We start from the raw sequence: 17,866 nt of genomic DNA, 5'->3' as shown, positions 1-17,866 counted from the left end.
GGGTTCAGTCTGACAATAGAGAGTGATAGCATGAGCAAAAAGGAGAAGCTATGCAGCCGTTCACATCTAAACAAGATTTTTGCGATTGGTTAAACCAATTTGAACACCCTCATCTTATTGCGGGGTGGGCAAACCAACCGCATTGGGTTTCGGTTACAACAGCGGGACGTTTGACGGTTCATATTCCATTTGCCGCTAAAAATCTGCTGAATGAGCTTTCCGAATGGGTCGTCTCCAAGCAGCAAACCGATGCGCTTGCTCCATTCAGTGTTGAGATAATCATTGCGCCGAAAGCGCTAGCGACGACGGTCGCTCATAGTGTTAATGGTGTTAAAAATATTATTGCGGTGACTTCAGCCAAAGGGGGCGTCGGCAAATCAACCACCGCCGTCAATCTTGCTCTAGCCATTGCTCAATCTGGGGCGAAAGTTGGCTTGTTGGATGCGGATATTTATGGCCCTTCAGTGCCAATGATGCTTGGCAAGCAAGAAGCAAAGCCAGATGTGCGTGATAATAAGTGGATGCAGCCCGTTGAGGCATTTGGCATTTTCAGTCATTCGATTGGCTATCTGGTTGATAAATCTGAAGCGGCGATTTGGCGCGGGCCGATGGCATCGAAAGCACTGGCGCAATTGCTCAATGAAACCGAGTGGCCAGATGTGGATTATCTGGTCATCGACATGCCACCGGGGACAGGTGATATTCAACTCACCTTGTCACAACAAATTCCGGTAACGGGCGCGGTGATCGTCACCACTCCGCAAGATCTGGCACTAGCGGATGCGCGCAAAGGGGCGGCCATGTTCGAAAAAGTCGACGTTCCGGTTATCGGGCTTATTGAAAATATGAGCTATCACATCTGCAGTCATTGTGGAGAGAAAGAGCATATCTTTGGTGTCGGTGGCGCGCAGAAACTGGCCAGTGAATATGGGTTGACGCTGCTTGCACAAATTCCTCTGCACATTGCCCTGCGTGAAGACATCGACCAAGGTCGTCCTACCGTGGTTGCTCAACCAGAAAGTGAGCATACACAGCGTTATCTTCAACTGGCGGAACGAGTCTGTTCAAGCCTATATTGGCAAGGAAAGCCTAAGCCAGATGCAATCAGTTTTACATTGGTAGACTAGTGTTGGTCCACAGTGCTGTGAAAGTAGCACTGTGGTGATCTCTTCTGAAATACGACGAAAACGTTTGCTTGGTAGTTTGTTATTCAAACCTTTTCCAAAGTCTAAATCGAGGCTGGTATCAGGTGGTTGAAGTCCCTATAATCGGGCAGTTTATCTATTTTCATCACCAAACCATCACCGGGTGCAAAAATAATGTCTGAGAATAATCAATGCGTCATCGTAGGTATTGCTGGCGCTTCAGCTTCTGGAAAAAGCCTGATTGCGAGCACGATTTATAACGAACTTCGTGCCAAAGTAGGCGACCACCAAATTGGTGTGATTACGGAAGATTGCTATTACAACGACCAAAGCCATCTCAGTATGGAAGAGCGCGTTAAGACAAACTACGACCACCCGAATGCACTTGACCATGATCTACTTTGCCAACATTTAGAACAATTAACCCGTGGCGAAGCGGTTGAAGTGCCAGAGTACAGCTACACTGAGCATACTCGCACCGCGAATACAACGCTATTAACACCCAAGAAAGTGATTATTTTAGAAGGTATTTTACTGCTGACAGACCCACGTTTACGTGACTTAATGCATGCGACCGTATTTATGGACACTCCGCTTGATATCTGTTTATTACGCCGAGTGAAGCGTGATGTAGAAGAGCGTGGCCGCACCATGGATTCGGTATTGAAGCAATACCAAAAAACGGTTCGCCCTATGTTTATGCAGTTTATCGAACCGTCAAAACAGTACGCGGACATTATCGTTCCTCGTGGCGGTAAAAACCGTATCGCCATTGATGTATTAAAAGCCCACATCGCGAAATTGTTGAAATCTTAACTTTTGTGGTCTTTATTTTTAAGCAGACAAGTGGCACTTTAGGTGCCACTTTCTTTTTCTAATTAAGCAAGGAAAAAGCTGATGAAAAAACTGTTTCTTTTCATTGCCATTATTATCGGTGCGTTAATCGCTGCCGCGCTCGCACTTGTTCTGTTGGTCAATCCTAACCAATTTAAGCCCTTGATTGTAGAACAAGCCAAACAGAAAACGGGGTTGGACTTAGTCATTGAAGGAGATATCAGTTGGAGTTTCTTCCCTTCGCTTGGCTTTGAGCTGGGCAAAACTGAACTCAGAAATCCACAAGGTTTCAGCGCTCCAAACCTGTTTAAAGTCGATCAAGTTGGTATTGAAATTTCGGTGATGCCATTGCTGGATAAGCAACTGGAAATTGGCAACATCCGCCTAAATGGTGCTGAGTTCCATCTTGAAACCCTTAAAGATGGCCGTTCAAACTTAGATAGCTTAACTCAAGCCGCGCCTCAACCAGCCGCCTCTTCCGCCGTAAACGAAACAAAACCAGCACAAGAAGAGACAAGCAGCGTCAATGCGAGCAACCCTGTTCAAGAGTGGACGATTAACTTAGCGGGCGTCAGCGTCGAAAACGCATTACTGGAAATACAAGACCGCAAAGCCGGTACACATACCAAGCTGTATGACGTGGCGGTCAATCTTTCAGAGTTTGCGGTGGATAAATGGACGTCAGCAACTTTTGCCGCCAAAGGTAAAAATAACCAACAAAGCTTTGCCGCAGAAGGGCGAGCTGAATTCAAATTAGCCGCTGGTTTCAAAGATTATGCGCTGAAGAACGTTGTGCTTGATGCGAGCTTTAGTGATCCATCAAACCAGATTGATTCTGCGAAGATTGAATTAGCCACGTTCGAGTTTGATAAGAAGAATGCGCTGTCATTCAGCCTGAAAGGAAAGGCGGCTGATCTAAAACTCGATGCGAAGGGGAGTGCGCAACTGACTCTCGATAAAGCCATGAGCTTGGTGAAGATTGATACGCTGGTGCTGGATACCAATCTAGAAGGAACCAGTTTGCCACAAAGCCCAATGCAGATCGGTTTAACTTCGAACATTCGTTTTGATCTCTCTAAAAACCAACTGGATGTCTTACTCAGTAAATTAACCGCAAATGCATTAGAATTTGATGGTGATGTCAAAGTGACGTTGGCTGAGATCCCTAAAATCCGCTTCAATATGCATAGCCCAAATATCGATTTGGATGAATTTTTAGGGCTTGCGAATCCAGCAACGGCAAGCATTGCCGTGAGTGAAAGTAAGGCATCGTCAGGCTCAACGTCAGCAGCGCCTGCTACGGTGAGCGCTGAAGTGGAACCGGATCTCAGTGCATTAAAAACGTTGGATGTGCAAGGCAAGGTCACCATAGACAAGTTCAAAGCTAATAATGCTCGATTACAGAATGTGCAAACCAGCTTTAGCGTCGATCGTGGAATCGTGAATTTAACCTCATTCAGTGCCAACCTTTACCAAGGTACGATTCAGGCGACCGCTCAACTGGATGCAACCAAAGTACCTGCCACTTATAGCGCTAAAAAAAGCGTTAAGGGAGTACAGGTGCTGCCGCTATTAAAAGATGTACTCAATAATGAGATGTTACAAGGCACGGGTAACATCGATGTGGACGTAAAAGGGCGCAGTTTGACGCCAACGGGCATTCAACAAAACCTTGTAGGAACCGTGAACATCAACTTTGCCGATGGTGCAGTCAATGGTATTAACGTTGCTCACCTTATCCGTAGCAATTACGCCAAAATTAAAGGTAAGAAAGTTGATGACGACCCAGTGAAGAAAACCGATTTTAGCGCCATGACCGCTACGCTGAAATTGAACAAAGGGGAAGTCACCACCAATAACCTCGCCATGCAATCACCACTGTTGCGTATTCGTGGCGAGGGGAAAGCGAATTATCTGCAACAAACGGTTGATTTTTTGGTGAGCACTTCTGTGGTGGGAACGCTAGAGGGGCAAGGTGGCAAAGACATCGATGAGCTGCGAGACGTCACGATTCCTATCAACATTTCAGGGCAATGGAGCGATCCTAAATTCAAATTGGTTTTTGATGATGTGTTAAGACAAAAAGCGGAAAAAGAGATTGACCGTGGCTTGGAAAAGCTCGGCGTTGAGATAAAAGACGAGAAAACCAAGAAAGCGGTTGATGGTTTATTAAAAAGTCTTTTTAAGTAATTTACAGGGTTGATTTCATTATGATTGATCAAGCCTCCTCAATTTAGAGGAGGCTTTTTTATCACCAGTCGATGCCTTTTCGTGCTTTGATGCCCGACTCAAAGGCGTGTTTCACATTTTTGACTTCCGACACCGTATCGGCGATTTCAATCAAGCTGCGGTGTGCTCCTCGGCCCGTGATCACCACCGACTGCATTGTTGGCCGTGTTGTTAAGGCTTCAATCACTTCGTCTAATTCGATATAGCCATAGCTCACCATGTAGGTCAGCTCATCAAACAACACCACATCAATCGACTCATCTTTGAGCATGCGTTTGCACTCTTGCCAAACCCCTTGCGCCGCTGCGGTATCGGCTTCTTTGTTTTGCGTTTCCCAAGTAAAGCCCGTCGCCATGACTTGAAATTCGACGCCCAGTTTTTCAAGCAGATTACGTTCACCGTTTTCCCAGGTTCCTTTAATGAACTGGGCTACCGAACATTTCAAACCGTGACCGACAGCGCGCGCAATGGTGCCAAAACCTGAGGTAGATTTCCCTTTGCCATTGCCAGTAATGATCAATAACAACCCTTTCTCTTGCTGGGCCGCGGCAATTCGTGCATCGACTTGCTCTTTTACTTTCTGCTGCCTCGCCTTATGGCGTTCATTTTTAATCTCTTCAGTCGACATGCTCAATCCTGTTCATTAATAGCGTTGCCGTTATCATAGCTCAACTACTCGGCAGCAAAAACCATCGAAATTACAAGGAATAAAAAAGCCAGAGCAGTGCTCTGGCCTCTGGGAGTATCTCTAATGAGTTTAGAAGCGATAATTGGCTTGTGCGCCGATAAGCCAAACATTGCCCGTTACTTCACCATTAAATGCACCACCAATTTGTGCTGAAGTGGCATCAGAGGAATCTCTTGGTTCGTTGATCGTGGCATCTTTTGCAAAAATATAGGTAAAGCCAGCGTCCAGTGTTAGCTGTGGTGTGGCAACGTAACTTGCACCGATACTAAGCCAAGTTCGGTCAGTCTCTGGGATTGTTGCTGTGCGGTTTTTATCGTCCACTGCTGATGTGTCGTACGCAATACCTGTACGCAGAGCGATCTTAGCGTCGTATTGGTAAGTCGCACCTAAGGCAAAGCGGTAGTTATCTTCCCAGTTTTCTGATTTGATCAGATCTGATTTCTCTGGGAATACGGCAGTCAGTTCCTTGAATGAGCTCCAGTCTGTCCAGTTCACGCTGGCATGCAGTGCCAGTTTCTCATTCAATTGATGGTAACTAGCAAGCTCTGCTGTGGCGGGCAAGGCAACAGACATCATCCCAGGTTTGTAAGCACCGTAAGTAATGCCTTTAGCATGCCCATCAAAATCCATCATCACTTCGGATTTATAGCTTGCGCCAATACGGTTTGTTTCATTGATCTGCCAAGCTGTACCGACTTGCCATCCCCAAGAGTTATCTTCGCCTTCCATATATTTTAGGGTTGTACCTTGCGGAAGCGCCAGTGCATTTTTTGCTGGAGCGGTGGCACCAAAATGGCCTTCTCCCATCACATAGCGTACGCCGCCACCAATACTAAATTCAGTGGTTACTTGATAAGCGACATTGAGATTCGCTTCTTTAGTAATAACGCTTGCTTGATTGCCAAAGTGTGAGGCAGCAAAATCATTACCCAGTTCAGTTTCCATCCCATAGTTTGTTCCTAGCGCAAAGCCCAGCACTAGTTGTTCATTCAACTGATGAGATAAGTAAAAATTAGGAATAACCGCATCATGAGCAAAGTCTTTTGCGCTTGCTTGCGTTGTGCCAAGTAATGAGTGGCTCACGGTGCCATTCACATCAACATTCGGATTAACGTAAATTGCACCAACAGAAATTTGCGTACCTTTCAAATAAGTCAGCATGGCAGGGTTACGCCATTGTGCACTGGCGTTATCAGCCATAGCCGCTTCACCGGCGTAAGCACGCCCAAGGCCCGTTGCAGAGTATTCTGCCAATTGGAAACCGGCGGCTTGAGATGCGTTTGATACGCTGAATAGTCCACATGCCACTGCAAGTGAAAGAAGGGTTTTATTTGATTTCATTATAATGTTCGCTGAAATATTTGAATTCGGTGTGGGGATTTTAAGGTTAGAGCTAATGCTTTAAAAATATAAAGCAGTGAATTTGTTGTTTTTGAAATTAAAATCCATTAAAGGTTTAATTATAAGCGGAATACTCTGCTTGTTATGAAAGTGTTTCTGATTTTTGGCGAACACTTGTAGTGTGGTTTAAGGCCCAAAAGGTACAGTTGTTAGCTGAATTAGGCGAGGAGACGATATTACAAGCATTAAAAAGGGCTGGAAAACCAGCCCTTTATTGACGCTATGCTAATAAACGTTGCGCTTAGAAGCTGCGGCTATATTGTAAGCCGACTAGGATTGCATCTGCGTGAGTCGTTGCCGTCAGAGTTGAAAGATATTGAGGTGAACCAAGAGGATTAGGTGTTCCTTCAGATACTTGTACATCATCACCCAGTAAGTAGGTGAAACCAAAATCAATATTTGATTTTTCATCTAGGTTATAAGTAAAGCCAGCAGAGAACCATTGGCGGTCAGAGTCAGGTACTGATACTGACGTTAATGAATCTTGAGCGCTGGTGTCATACATATAACCAGCACGTAAAGTCCAATCTGTATTTAAATAATACGTTCCGCCAATAGCATAATGCCATCCATCTTGCCATTTATATGGTTTGTTGTAAGTAGAACCTAGTGGGGAGTTTTTGAGGTCACTAAATTCAATTTGATCAAATGTGCTCCAGCCGATCCATTGTACGCTGTAATGAACTGCAAAATTGGTATCTTTTATTTTATGGAATCCAGAAAACTCAAAAAGGTCAGGCAATGGTAAATTGATTTTTTGTCCTTTATCATCTTTTGCTTCCATTTCAGGACTGTAATGATATGCGGCACCGAAACGGTTATTTTCGTCTAGCTCAAAGACAGTACCAAAGTTGAATCCGATAGCCCAAACATCAGCACCATCTACATTGACTAAATCTTTACCACCCAAACTTGCGACATCAGAACTAGCCGTACGTTTCATGGTTCCTTTACCATAGATTAAATCTAGTCCAGCGCCAACACTCCATTGAGAGTCTATTCTGTAAGAACCAGCAAGGCCTAAGTTAAAGCTCTTGACGTCTGTTAAACCGCCATATTCACTAGCAGAGTAACTATCTGAAAATTCAGTTTTTGTACCAAAGTTAGAATAGGCATTGACGCCCCACGCAAACTTATCATTGAGAGGGACAATGAGATGGATATTTGGAGCAATAGATGTACCGCCTGCTTCATCATAATTTGCGTTTTTGGGAGCCGATAGCTGTGGTGCAACTTGGCAAGTTGTACCACAGTATTTCGCATCCTTGACTTTAATTTTTGTCGTTATGGATTCAAAGCCTAAAGAGAGTGAGGTTTCATCAAACAACGCCATTGCGGCAGGGTTACGAGCCATCACCGATGCGTTATCGGCAATAACAGCATCACCAGCAAATGCACGACCTAGGCCAGTCGCAGATTGTGCATTGAGCTGAAAGCCCGCTGCCAGTGCTTGTTGTGAAGCGAGAGCTACCGTTACGGCAAGTAACGATTTTTTAAACAGACGCGTCTTGTTCATGGTGCTTTTCCTTTTTGATTTCATCGCCTCTAATGGACGTTGTTTTTGAGCAAATGCTCAATTGGTGGCTGATACTAGAGGCAAGTATAGAAGATAGAAATCCGACCATTGTCTAATTGAATGATAAAATTGCAGAAATGATGTCTATTTGGCAGGAAAAAGGCGGAAAATGCTTATTTATAGAGTTTAAGCTCTACTTTTGTCTAGGGAACCTGGCCCGCATTATATACAGGCCAGGAATGGTTTTAATGGGAAGGTTTTAGCATAGGCATTAGTTTTTTAGCGATGTTCGTGACATCTTCGCCATTTTCACCGACAAGGATCAGGCTAGCATCACCGACGGGTTCGATGATTCCTGCCATGCCTTGCTCATTAAAGTTCACGGCTTGTTCACTGGCAATGCCTGTGAAAAAGAGCGTCACTTTCCCGCTTTCACCTTGAAAAACCATGTGCAGAGCGTTTGCCTTGCCAAAACCACAGTGGTTTAGGTAATAAACGTGGTAAGGGAAGTTACTGCTTAACTGATAAGCGAATGGCAGCATTTTGGCGTTGATCTGCGTTGAATTCACTTGTTCATCCAGTTGGTTGACAAAGCCTTCTTCATCAATGACGTGTTTGATGGCAGTGTCCATTAGGCTTGCCTGCGCCGGTGGAATGAGCACATTTCGCCAATTGATTTGGCCAACCAATAAACCAAACACAAAAGCAATCGATGCAGCCAATGTCATCGCTTGCTTGGCAAAAGTAGGGCGGATGACATTGCTTGCCATTGTGGTTTGACTAAATAGAATACGGTCTGCGAGATCGTCAGGCACGTCTACATTCATTGCAGTAGCAATCGTTGCATCTAAGCTCAATATGTCCTCTAGGAACTGACGATTAGTATCACTAGTGGATACCGCTTGGATAATCTCTTGGTCATGCTGTTTTGGATCGGACATAACTCGGCGGCGAAATTCTAATTCATCCATTTTGCTGCCCCTTATACGCTTCTGATGAATCCAATTGTTCTTTTAATTGATTACGAGCTCGAAACAGACGAGTCATGACCGTGTTTTTATTGAGTTCGAGGATCTCGCCAATTTCATCACCACTAAAACCACCAATGACTTGTAGGAAAAGAGGTTCGCGGTATTCAATATCCAGCTTCATTATCTGTGCCTGCAACCACTCTTGTTGATGATGAGGATCATCGTTGACTTTTACGTCACCGCTGTAGTCATCAATATTGACCAACTCAAACTGCTTGCGCTCAAAGCGGCGCGCGTTCTCGCGACGAAGAATCGTTATAAGCCACGATTTGGCCGCTTTCTCGTCGAGCAAACTATCGAGAGATTTCCAAGCCCTCAAGCAGGTTTCTTGGACTAAATCTTCAGCAATGCTTTTATCTTTACATAGCCAATAGGCATAACGAAAAAGATCTCGGTGATAAGCACGCACAAGCGTTTCATATTTTCTCTGTCTGTCAATATCACTATTGACCGGGCTGCTGGACTTTTTCTTTCCAAACATGGTTATTATCGACACATGAGTCTCCGTTTGCTCTGTGATTTCTTCTTTGTTTAGGCCAATTTATGGTCGTCTTGCGATGAACGCTTCGCGTATTCGTTCGCTTTCGATCCGTTCAAGTTGTTCGGTAATATCAATTCAAGCGTCGACGGCTTTTTAATTTCATAGTATGGAATAAATCAATATAAAATTGATCTACTTCAAAATCTCATAGCACGAAGTGGCTATAGTACACCTTGTCATCTCGTTAGTCATTGCGACTAACATGTTGAGCAAGATGACACTTCCTTTTGAAGGCTGACTTTACTTTCTCCTAATCAGGAAACTGATTATTTCAATTGGCGTAAGTTAATTGCTTTATATATTCCGACCACACATTATTGTGTGGTTTTTTTTTTTGCTTATATACCCTTCCTACTTGAAGCCGCAGCGGTGTTGGCTACGTTCGTTCGTTTGCCTATGCTTATTGGGACTCACTCACTTGCCGCCTACCTGCAACTCCAAGTTGTTTGGGTATAACTCCATTATTCATTTAAAGATTAAGTGATTATCCATCTCCTTTACCTACATTACTTTCTTCGATTCGATGCGAATATCACGTTTATTTAAACACTTGTTTGATTGTTTTAACAACCTCGTTACAATGTGCCAGGTCAGACCTCTATTCTAAGGAGAAACAATGGGCAAACAGGAAGTCAAAACGCGCTCTGGTGAGCGTGTGGCTATCGTCGCGGGGTTGCGTACCCCTTTTGCGCGTCAAAGTACCGAATTTAGTCAAGTTCCTGCAGTCGATTTAGGCAAGATGGTGGTGAGTGAACTGCTTGCACGAACGGAACTCGATCCTAAATTGATCGAACAACTCGTCTTTGGACAAGTCGTGCAAATGCCTGAGGCACCAAACATCGCGCGTGAGATCGTTTTAGGGACAGGAATGAGCATCCATACCGATGCGTACAGCGTCACACGAGCGTGCGCTACCAGTTTTCAGGCGGCGGTGAATGTGGCTGAAAGCATAATGGCTGGCACGATTGATATTGGTATGGCTGGTGGTGCCGATTCGTCTTCCGTTTTGCCGATTGGAGTGTCTAAAAAATTAGCCGCTAGCTTACTCGCTTTAAGTAAAACCAAAACCGTTGCTCAGAAACTCAACATCTTAAAATCATTATCTTTTAAAGATTTAATGCCAGTCCCCCCCGCGGTCGCTGAATATTCAACGGGCCTTTCGATGGGGCAAACGGCTGAGCAGATGGCAAAATCTCATCACATAAGCCGACTGGATCAAGATGCTTTGGCACATCGTTCTCACTCTCTAGCTTCACAAGCTTGGAAAGAGGGCAAAATCCAAGGCGAAGTCATGACGGCATTCCCAGAGCCCTATAAAAAGTGGATCGCTGAAGATAACAATATTCGTCATGACTCGACTCTGGAAGGTTATGCCAAGTTACGTCCAGCGTTTGATAGACAATATGGTAGCGTGACGGCCGCCAACAGCACACCACTCACCGATGGCGCTGCCGCTATTCTATTAATGCGTGAAGGCCGTGCTAAAGAGCTTGGTTTGGAGATTATGGGTTATATCCGTTCTTACGCTTTTTCAGCGATTGGTGTTGAACACGATATGTTAATGGGGCCGTCTTATGCGACACCGTTAGCCTTACAACGTGCAGGTATTGAGCTTTCCGATCTCACATTGATTGACATGCATGAAGCGTTTGCCGCGCAAACCCTCTCTAATATGAAAATGTTCGCCAGTGATAAGTTTGCACAGGAACATCTTGGTCGAGCAAAAGCGATTGGCGAAATTGATATGGATAAATTTAATGTGCTAGGTGGTTCTATTGCGTATGGTCACCCCTTTGCGGCGACGGGTGCACGCATGATTACACAAACACTGCGTGAACTAAAACGACGTGGTGGTGGTTTAGGGCTGAATACCGCTTGTGCAGCGGGTGGTTTGGGCGCGGCAATGATTTTGGAGGTTGAATAATGAGCACAGAGAAAGCTTTTCATTTAACGATTGATGAACAAAATATTGCGTGGCTGGCGATTGATGTTCCCGGCGAAAAAATGAATACGCTACAAGCGGCGTTTGCCCAAGAGATGCAAGAGGTTTTTGCGACCTTGGAGGCTCAAAGAACCAGCCTAAAGGGGATGGTGATTCACTCGCTTAAGCCAGATAATTTCATTGCTGGAGCGGATGTCCGTATGCTGAACGCTTGCCAATCGGCCAGCGAAGCACAAGCCTTGGCCAAGCAAGGTCAGGAGATGTTTCAAACCTTATCGGATTTGCCATTCCCAGTGGTTGCCGCGATTCATGGCCCATGCTTAGGTGGTGGTTTAGAGCTGGCGCTGGCTTGTCACTACCGGGTGTGCAGCGACGCGGATATCACGCGTTTGGGTTTGCCCGAAGTGCAATTAGGCTTGCTACCAGGCTCCGGTGGAACGCAGCGGTTGCCGCGTTTGATTGGTTTGTTACCTTCTCTTGATTTGATTTTGACGGGTAAACAGCTGCGCGCAAAAAAAGCAAAACAGCTGGGTGTTATTGATGCTTGCGTAGCAGAGACTATCTTGCTGGATGTGGCCAAGAAGTATGTGCTCGATAATTCTGGGAAAAAACGTCATCAGGTCAATACCTCGGCCAAAGAGAAATTAATCTCTCATACACAGCTTGGCCGAAAATTAATTTTTGATCAGGCCGCCAAAAAAACTAAGCAAAAAACACGAGGTAATTACCCAGCTGCAGACGCGATTTTAGAGGTGATTCGTCACGGTTTAGATCGTGGTTTTAAAGCCGGGTTAGAGCTTGAAGCGAAGCGATTTGGTGATTTGGTGATGAGCTCGGAATCCAAAGCACTGCGCTCGATTTTCTTTGCCACCACAGAAATGAAAAAAGAGACGGGCAGCGACGCAAAACCTCAAACCGTGAAACGTATCGGCGTATTGGGCGGTGGTTTAATGGGGGCAGGGATCAGCCATGTTAGCGTTGCAAAAGCCAAGGTTCCCGTACGAATCAAAGATGTTTCGAATGATGGGGTATTAAACGCGCTCAATTACAACTACAAATTATTCGATAAACAGTGCAAGCGTCGCATTTTATCCAAAGCGCAGATGCAGACAAAAATGGCGCAATTGTCTGGCGGGATTGATTTTACCAGTTATCAGCATATCGATGTTGTCATTGAAGCGGTATTTGAAGATCTCACGCTTAAGCAGCAAATGGTGGCTGATGTTGAAGCGAATGCCAAAACCAGCACCATTTTTGCGACGAATACTTCTTCGCTTCCAATCCAGCAAATTGCAGCGAAGGCGGCGCGTCCAGAGAATGTGATTGGGTTGCACTATTTCAGTCCTGTTGAAAAAATGCCTCTGGTGGAAGTGATCCCTCATCAAACCACATCGCAAGAGACGATAGCGACAGTGGTGGCCTTGGCGAAAAAACAGGGCAAAACGCCGATTGTGGTCAAAGATTGCGCTGGTTTTTATGTTAACCGTATCCTTGCACCTTACATGAATGAAGCGGCGCAGATCCTGATGGCGGGTGAGTCGATTGAAAAGATAGATACGGCTTTGCTCGATTTCGGCTTCCCAGTCGGCCCTATCACGTTATTGGACGAAGTGGGCATTGATGTTGGCTCGAAAATCATGCCAATTCTAGTGCAAGAACTCGGCCCACGTTTTCAAGGACCAGACGTATTTGATTTGCTGCTCAATGACAATCGCAAAGGGCGTAAAAGTGGAAAGGGATTCTATACCTATAAAGGTAAGAAAAAAGAAATCGACAAATCTATCTATAAATTGCTGAAAATCACGCCAGATGCCAAACAGAGTGATAAGGAGATCGCGCTGCGTTGCGTGCTACTTATGCTGAATGAAGCCGTACGTTGTTTGGATGAGGGCGTAATTCGTTGTGCGCGAGATGGCGATATTGGTGCGATTTTCGGTATCGGTTTCCCGCCGTTTTTGGGCGGCCCATTCCGTTACATAGACCAAATTGGTATCAAGAAATTAGTGGAAATGATGAATCAACATGCTGAGAAGTATGGCGATAAATTCGCTCCTTGTGATGGGCTACTGACTCGAGCTGGGGTTGAAGCACGTTTTTATCCGTAGTCATCTCGGCTGTTTTCATTCATATGTTTGCTTAAATTAGGCGAGGGGATATCCTCGCTTTTTTTCATTTATAGCCAATGAGGTCATCTCTTTATGCGAGTTATTCTCAGTTTGGTATAAGATTATGGAAAATCATCAATAAGGAATCGAAATGGATGCACTAGAGTTGCTGCTTAACCGTCGTTCAATCGCCAATCTCACATCGCCTGCACCTGAAGGCCTGGTCTTGGAAAATATTATTAGAGCAGGCTTGCGAGCGCCCGATCATGGCGGTTTAACCCCTTGGCGTTTCGTGATTGCTCAGGGAGCGGGTTTGCAAAAGTTGTCGAGTATTTTGGCGTCTGCTATGCGAGCGGATAACGGCAGTGATGCTGAGATAGAAAAAGCGAAAAATGCACCGTTTCGAGCACCCATGGTAATCACAGTGATCGCGAAAGTAACGGAGCATGAAAAGGTACCAGCGATTGAACAGCATCTCTCTGCGGGATGCGCAGTACAAGCGATGCAAATGGCTGCGGTAGCACAAGGTTTTCAAGGTTTCTGGCGTTCGGGAAGCTGGATGTTCCACTCTCACGTTCGGCAAGCATTAGGTGCTAAGGGCGATGATCAAATCGTTGGTTTCTTATACCTAGGAACCGCAGGGTGCACGCCAATGAAAGTGCCTGAACGTGATTTGAGCAAATTTATTGAGTTTCTATAGTGAGTTTATTGGCTATCTACCGCTGCGATAACTCATGGCCCAGCAATGCTGGGCCTAAAATCTAGTGGATGTGATAGGCAATCACAAAATCAATAAATAGCCTGACTTTTTCAGGTAGATGATCCTTGTGGTTGTACAGCATATAAATATCACGAGGGTTGGAAACCCAGTCTTCCAGTACTCTGACTAAGCTGCCTTCTTCGATAAATTCTTTAATCATCACATCCGGCATTAAGGTGATACCCAGTCCCTCAGAGCAAGCGCTGCGTACTACGTTTAAAGCGTTAGCCTGAAATCGACCAGTATCACAATTGACCACGCATTCTCCTTTATTGTTGGTCAACTGCCATTTTACTAGAGGATATCCCTTCAATAATGAATGATTGCTGAGCTCTTCGGCATGAGTTGGTGCAGGGTGTTTCGCTAAATACCCTGGGCTTGCGACTAACACATCTTTCACTTCATTAATTTTTCGCGCAATCAAACTGGAGTCTCGTTGAGGGCCAACTCTAAAAATGACGTCCCATTCGGTTGGGTCGAGTTGATCGGCCTGATTGCTAGTGGTCAGTTCTATGTTGATATCTGGGTACTGCATCATGAAGGCATTGAAGATAGGCATCATCATGCGTTTCGTGACATTAGATGGTGACGATATTCTTAGTTTGCCTGAAGCGCCACGACATTCATCGGTGAGCTCTTCTGCTGTTGCCGCTAAGCGATGCAGCAACGGTGAGCACTCTTGAAAAAAACGTTCACCCGCTTCAGTCAGCGAAAGTTTTCGAGCATGGCGATTCAACAACCTAAGATTCAGAGAATCTTCCAATGCTTGAATGCGTCGGGTAATGGTCGCAACTGGGATCATTGTTTTACGAGAAGTTGCGGTATAGCTTCCATTTTCGACAACCAGTCGAAAGAGGTTTAGGTCATCTAATTTCATTGTTCCTGACACATTATTTTTTGAATTTGAGTAATCTATATGTATATCATTTGTCAAATCTTGAGTCATATCAACTTGTTTGACGAAAGTAACATTCCGTACATTCGGTACAATCCATACATAGCCCATATATATAGTATGCAACCGAGTTACAAAGTGGAACATTTGTATAAATCTTATTTTGCGACTACTTTATAAAGTAACCTATCAATTTATCCTATAACAATAAAATGACTGCTTTTTAAAAGCATTGTGAGGCAAGATTATGTATAAATCTCACATTCAGGCTAGTGAGTTCTTGGCGAAAAAACCTTCAGATAATCAGCACGTCGAGCAAAAACTGATCATGCTCGTTGATGATGACCCAATTTTTAGGCGAATAACCAGTGGTTATTTGTCAGCTCAAGGCTATAAAGTGCTTGAAGCTGAAAATGGCTTAGAGGGGCTGCGCAAGTTAAAAGATGCGGAGCCTGACCTTGTTGTGTGTGACTTAGCAATGCCAGTACTGAACGGCATTGAGTTTGTTGAAGAGGTGAGCCTTGAGTATCCGTCGCTGCCACTGATTGTGGTGTCTGCAACCGATGAAATGGCTGATGTTGCAAAAGTGCTGCGATTTGGTGTTAAGGATTTTCTTCCTAAACCGATTGGTAACCACCAGTACTTAAGTAGTGCAATAAAAAGTACGCTCGAAGATACGTTTAGTCGTTTATCTGATCAACGCGATTTTTCCACACAATGGTTCCGGGTTGATGATGGTGGTGATATTCCAGAAGAGCAAGAGTTGCATTGGCATCTTGAATATTTGCGTGAAAATCCAAGCACTGCAAAAGATTTATTACATGCATTACTGCCAGAAAATGATACTTCACAAGGCAGTTGGAAGTGTAGTTACCGTCTTTTACAATCGGCGGATGTAATGCCGCTGGTATTTGACTATGGGTGGTTGATGAACGGACAGTTTGCTTTTTACTTGGTTGATTCAGATGCCCACTATGAAAACAGTGTGGCTTCAACATTGCTCGTTCGTGCACTGTTTCACGATTATCTTCGCAACTTAAAAAGCTTCAGTGCCGATCTGAAAGACCTTGCCGACATATTGGAAAAAGGTATTGAATGCTCAGAGTGTGCTAATCCAATTAACGCGGTATTCGGTATTGCGGATTTAAGCGAAGGTACACTCTCTATCCTGCCAGCTGGGCTCGACAGTCAATGGTCAAATGGCTACTTAACTCAACATATTGCCGCGGGTGTTAGCCTTGGGCAGAACTGTTTAAAAAACTTTATCACTAAAGATTTACCGATCAACTCAACTTGTCAGCTATCAACTAATCGCTTAGGTTCGAGTAGTTTCAAACTCAATATTTACCAAGGTGGCAGCAGTTAATAACCTTATCTTTAGTCGGTGTTTGCGGTGATTTCTTTGAGGTATAGTTCGCGTCTAGAACAACAATCACCCAATTCGTTTACGTTGCATTAACTTTGTTTATGGTGCCAAAAACGAACGGAGTCATCCAACACTAGAGAAGTTATGATGGAAGAGCAGAATTTTAAAGAACCTTACAACATTTTTTATTTTTTAGGCTTTATTGCCGTACTTTCGATCCCTATATTGCCAGCAATACTGACTTGGATCCGTGTGTTTAATGGTTATTCAACTTTCTGAGTTGGATAGTACGTTGGGAGTTCACCATCAATATTCGTCATTTTCTTCTTACGGTGGCTGGTGGGCTCTGCCTTCTGTTAGGCTTGATAGGAATATTCTTACCGCTACTCCCCACAACACCTTTCATACTCCTTGCTAGCGCTTGCTTCTTACGAAGTAGCCCTCGCTTTCATGCTTGGTTGCATCAACATCAGACGCTAGGCCCAATACTGGATAATTGGCAGCAACATGGTGCTGTTTCGCGGCAAGTGAAACAACGGGGATGTTTGTGGATTATTCTAAGCTTTATTTTTTCCATCTGGGTTGTCCCACACTTTTGGCTCAAAATTATGTTGTTTACTATGCTTGTGGTCCTGATCACTTGGTTTATTCGACTTCCCACTCATGAGCAGGTTGCTAACCAACAAGAAAATCACTAGCATTATGGGGAAGTGTGCCCATTCTTCGAATGGGCGTTTGTTTTTTCAGCGGCTAAGATATTGTGGCTTATCTATGTTGCTGAGAGCTCACGCTCTATCATTCTGATACGTAAATGTATCGTGAGAAATGAAGAGCCAATCTAAGTAAATGTAAGTTATGACAACCGAAACTATCTCTTTGATCAAATCGAGCATTCAAAGCATCCCTAACTACCCAAAACCTGGCATTTTGTTTCGTGATGTAACTAGCCTGCTAGAGGATGCAAAAGCCTATCAAGCAACCATTGCTTTATTAGTCGAAAAATATAAAGACATGGGCTTTACCAAAGTTGTGGGTACAGAAGCGCGTGGTTTCCTATTTGGTGCGCCATTGGCTTTAGAGCTTGGTTTGGGGTTTGTACCTGTACGTAAGCCGGGTAAGTTACCACGCGAAACGTTAGCCCAATCTTACGAATTGGAATACGGTACTGACACATTAGAAATTCACGTTGATGCGATCAAACAAGGTGATAAAGTGCTGGTGGTGGATGATCTACTGGCAACAGGTGGTACGATTGAAGCGACGACTAAATTGATCCGCCAACTTGGTGGTGAAGTCGAGCACGCGGCTTTTGTCATCAACCTACCTGAAATTGGCGGAGACAAACGTTTACAAGGTTTGGGCCTGAACGTTTATAGTATTTGTGAATTTGAAGGTCACTAAGCTAATCAACTG

General features: G+C 44.5%; 15 protein-coding genes. 9 read left to right on the top strand and 6 right to left on the bottom strand.

Going from position 1 to position 17,866, the window contains the following annotated elements:
• Window positions 1-50 precede the first annotated feature (50 nt).
• The 3 genes from apbC to AACT18_RS06785 all read left to right on the top strand — a co-directional run bounded on the left by apbC (window position 51) and on the right by AACT18_RS06785 (window position 4,169).
• The gene (gene apbC / locus AACT18_RS06795) at window positions 51-1,127 is read left to right on the top strand and encodes an iron-sulfur cluster carrier protein ApbC (protein ID WP_094125254.1); all 1,077 of its coding nucleotides are present in this window, start codon (window positions 51-53) and stop codon (window positions 1,125-1,127) included.
• Between the two features lie 192 nt (window positions 1,128-1,319).
• Window positions 1,320-1,961 carry a uridine kinase gene (gene udk, locus AACT18_RS06790; RefSeq protein ID WP_010320672.1) on the top strand — a complete coding sequence of 214 codons (642 nt, stop codon included), beginning with the start codon at window positions 1,320-1,322 and terminating at the stop codon, window positions 1,959-1,961.
• A gap of 81 nt (window positions 1,962-2,042) precedes the next feature.
• The gene (locus tag AACT18_RS06785; RefSeq protein ID WP_094125255.1) at window positions 2,043-4,169 is read left to right on the top strand and encodes an AsmA family protein; all 2,127 of its coding nucleotides are present in this window, start codon (window positions 2,043-2,045) and stop codon (window positions 4,167-4,169) included.
• A gap of 61 nt (window positions 4,170-4,230) precedes the next feature.
• On the opposite strand, the gene cobO is transcribed toward AACT18_RS06785, so the two are convergent.
• The 5 genes from cobO to AACT18_RS06760 form a co-directional block, all read right to left on the bottom strand.
• Complete coding sequence (cobO, locus tag AACT18_RS06780) at window positions 4,231-4,836, bottom strand: cob(I)yrinic acid a,c-diamide adenosyltransferase (RefSeq protein ID WP_026028813.1); 606 nt, start codon at window positions 4,834-4,836, stop codon at window positions 4,231-4,233.
• A 129-nt stretch (window positions 4,837-4,965) separates the two neighbouring features.
• Complete coding sequence (locus AACT18_RS06775) at window positions 4,966-6,237, bottom strand: outer membrane protein transport protein (RefSeq protein WP_094125256.1); 1,272 nt, start codon at window positions 6,235-6,237, stop codon at window positions 4,966-4,968.
• A gap of 301 nt (window positions 6,238-6,538) precedes the next feature.
• Window positions 6,539-7,837, bottom strand: a complete 1,299-nt coding sequence (locus AACT18_RS06770) for an outer membrane protein transport protein (RefSeq protein WP_017050593.1) — start codon at window positions 7,835-7,837, stop codon at window positions 6,539-6,541.
• A 221-nt stretch (window positions 7,838-8,058) separates the two neighbouring features.
• Window positions 8,059-8,784, bottom strand: a complete 726-nt coding sequence (locus tag AACT18_RS06765) for a DUF3379 domain-containing protein (RefSeq protein WP_094125257.1) — start codon at window positions 8,782-8,784, stop codon at window positions 8,059-8,061.
• A complete protein-coding gene (locus AACT18_RS06760) occupies window positions 8,777-9,325 on the bottom strand; it encodes a sigma-70 family RNA polymerase sigma factor (RefSeq protein WP_094125258.1) in 549 nt (182 codons plus the stop codon). The genes AACT18_RS06765 and AACT18_RS06760 overlap by 8 nt, the downstream gene beginning before the upstream one ends.
• A 676-nt stretch (window positions 9,326-10,001) precedes the next feature.
• On the opposite strand from AACT18_RS06760, the gene fadI reads away from it, so the two are divergent.
• The 3 genes from fadI to AACT18_RS06745 all read left to right on the top strand — a co-directional run bounded on the left by fadI (window position 10,002) and on the right by AACT18_RS06745 (window position 14,132).
• Window positions 10,002-11,309: an acetyl-CoA C-acyltransferase FadI gene (gene fadI / locus AACT18_RS06755; RefSeq protein WP_019283104.1), complete on the top strand. Its 1,308-nt coding sequence runs from the start codon at window positions 10,002-10,004 to the stop codon at window positions 11,307-11,309.
• Window positions 11,309-13,432, top strand: a complete 2,124-nt coding sequence (gene fadJ / locus AACT18_RS06750; protein WP_094124688.1) for a fatty acid oxidation complex subunit alpha FadJ — start codon at window positions 11,309-11,311, stop codon at window positions 13,430-13,432. The genes fadI and fadJ overlap by 1 nt, the downstream gene beginning before the upstream one ends.
• Window positions 13,433-13,583: 151 nt before the next feature.
• On the top strand, window positions 13,584-14,132 hold the full coding sequence (locus tag AACT18_RS06745) for an NAD(P)H nitroreductase (protein WP_094124687.1): 549 nt from the start codon (window positions 13,584-13,586) through the stop codon (window positions 14,130-14,132).
• 61 nt (window positions 14,133-14,193) lie between these two features.
• On the opposite strand, the gene AACT18_RS06740 is transcribed toward AACT18_RS06745, so the two are convergent.
• On the bottom strand, window positions 14,194-15,069 hold the full coding sequence (locus AACT18_RS06740) for a LysR family transcriptional regulator (RefSeq protein WP_026027659.1): 876 nt from the start codon (window positions 15,067-15,069) through the stop codon (window positions 14,194-14,196).
• A gap of 265 nt (window positions 15,070-15,334) precedes the next feature.
• On the opposite strand from AACT18_RS06740, the gene AACT18_RS06735 reads away from it, so the two are divergent.
• The 3 genes from AACT18_RS06735 (at window position 15,335) to apt (ending at window position 17,854) form a co-directional block, all read left to right on the top strand.
• The gene (locus tag AACT18_RS06735; protein WP_094125879.1) at window positions 15,335-16,453 is read left to right on the top strand and encodes a response regulator; all 1,119 of its coding nucleotides are present in this window, start codon (window positions 15,335-15,337) and stop codon (window positions 16,451-16,453) included.
• 332 nt (window positions 16,454-16,785) lie between these two features.
• Entirely contained in the window at window positions 16,786-17,151 is a 366-nt protein-coding gene (locus AACT18_RS06730; RefSeq protein WP_094125881.1) for a YbaN family protein, read from the top strand.
• Between the two features lie 157 nt (window positions 17,152-17,308).
• A complete protein-coding gene (apt, locus tag AACT18_RS06725) occupies window positions 17,309-17,854 on the top strand; it encodes an adenine phosphoribosyltransferase (protein WP_013857239.1) in 546 nt (181 codons plus the stop codon).
• Window positions 17,855-17,866 lie beyond the last annotated feature (12 nt).

Origin of the sequence: Vibrio sp. V04_P4A5T148 (assembly GCF_963875605.1) — a bacterium.
Lineage (GTDB): Bacteria > Pseudomonadota > Gammaproteobacteria > Enterobacterales > Vibrionaceae > Vibrio > Vibrio anguillarum.
Note: the sequence above shows the minus strand (reverse complement) of the source record. Positions and strands in the feature narration are given on the sequence as shown.

What these genes read in the sequence shown, in the direction of transcription:
- apbC (WP_094125254.1), top strand. Translation starts at nt 51, where the DNA reads ATGCAGCCGTTCACATCTAAACAAGATTTTTGCGATTGGTTAAACCAA.
- udk (WP_010320672.1), top strand. Translation starts at nt 1,320, where the DNA reads ATGTCTGAGAATAATCAATGCGTCATCGTAGGTATTGCTGGCGCTTCA.
- AACT18_RS06785 (WP_094125255.1), top strand. Translation starts at nt 2,043, where the DNA reads ATGAAAAAACTGTTTCTTTTCATTGCCATTATTATCGGTGCGTTAATC.
- cobO (WP_026028813.1), bottom strand. Translation starts at nt 4,836, where the DNA reads ATGTCGACTGAAGAGATTAAAAATGAACGCCATAAGGCGAGGCAGCAG.
- AACT18_RS06775 (WP_094125256.1), bottom strand. Translation starts at nt 6,237, where the DNA reads ATGAAATCAAATAAAACCCTTCTTTCACTTGCAGTGGCATGTGGACTA.
- AACT18_RS06770 (WP_017050593.1), bottom strand. Translation starts at nt 7,837, where the DNA reads ATGAAATCAAAAAGGAAAAGCACCATGAACAAGACGCGTCTGTTTAAA.
- AACT18_RS06765 (WP_094125257.1), bottom strand. Translation starts at nt 8,784, where the DNA reads ATGGATGAATTAGAATTTCGCCGCCGAGTTATGTCCGATCCAAAACAG.
- AACT18_RS06760 (WP_094125258.1), bottom strand. Translation starts at nt 9,325, where the DNA reads ATGTTTGGAAAGAAAAAGTCCAGCAGCCCGGTCAATAGTGATATTGAC.
- fadI (WP_019283104.1), top strand. Translation starts at nt 10,002, where the DNA reads ATGGGCAAACAGGAAGTCAAAACGCGCTCTGGTGAGCGTGTGGCTATC.
- fadJ (WP_094124688.1), top strand. Translation starts at nt 11,309, where the DNA reads ATGAGCACAGAGAAAGCTTTTCATTTAACGATTGATGAACAAAATATT.
- AACT18_RS06745 (WP_094124687.1), top strand. Translation starts at nt 13,584, where the DNA reads ATGGATGCACTAGAGTTGCTGCTTAACCGTCGTTCAATCGCCAATCTC.
- AACT18_RS06740 (WP_026027659.1), bottom strand. Translation starts at nt 15,069, where the DNA reads ATGAAATTAGATGACCTAAACCTCTTTCGACTGGTTGTCGAAAATGGA.
- AACT18_RS06735 (WP_094125879.1), top strand. Translation starts at nt 15,335, where the DNA reads ATGTATAAATCTCACATTCAGGCTAGTGAGTTCTTGGCGAAAAAACCT.
- apt (WP_013857239.1), top strand. Translation starts at nt 17,309, where the DNA reads ATGACAACCGAAACTATCTCTTTGATCAAATCGAGCATTCAAAGCATC.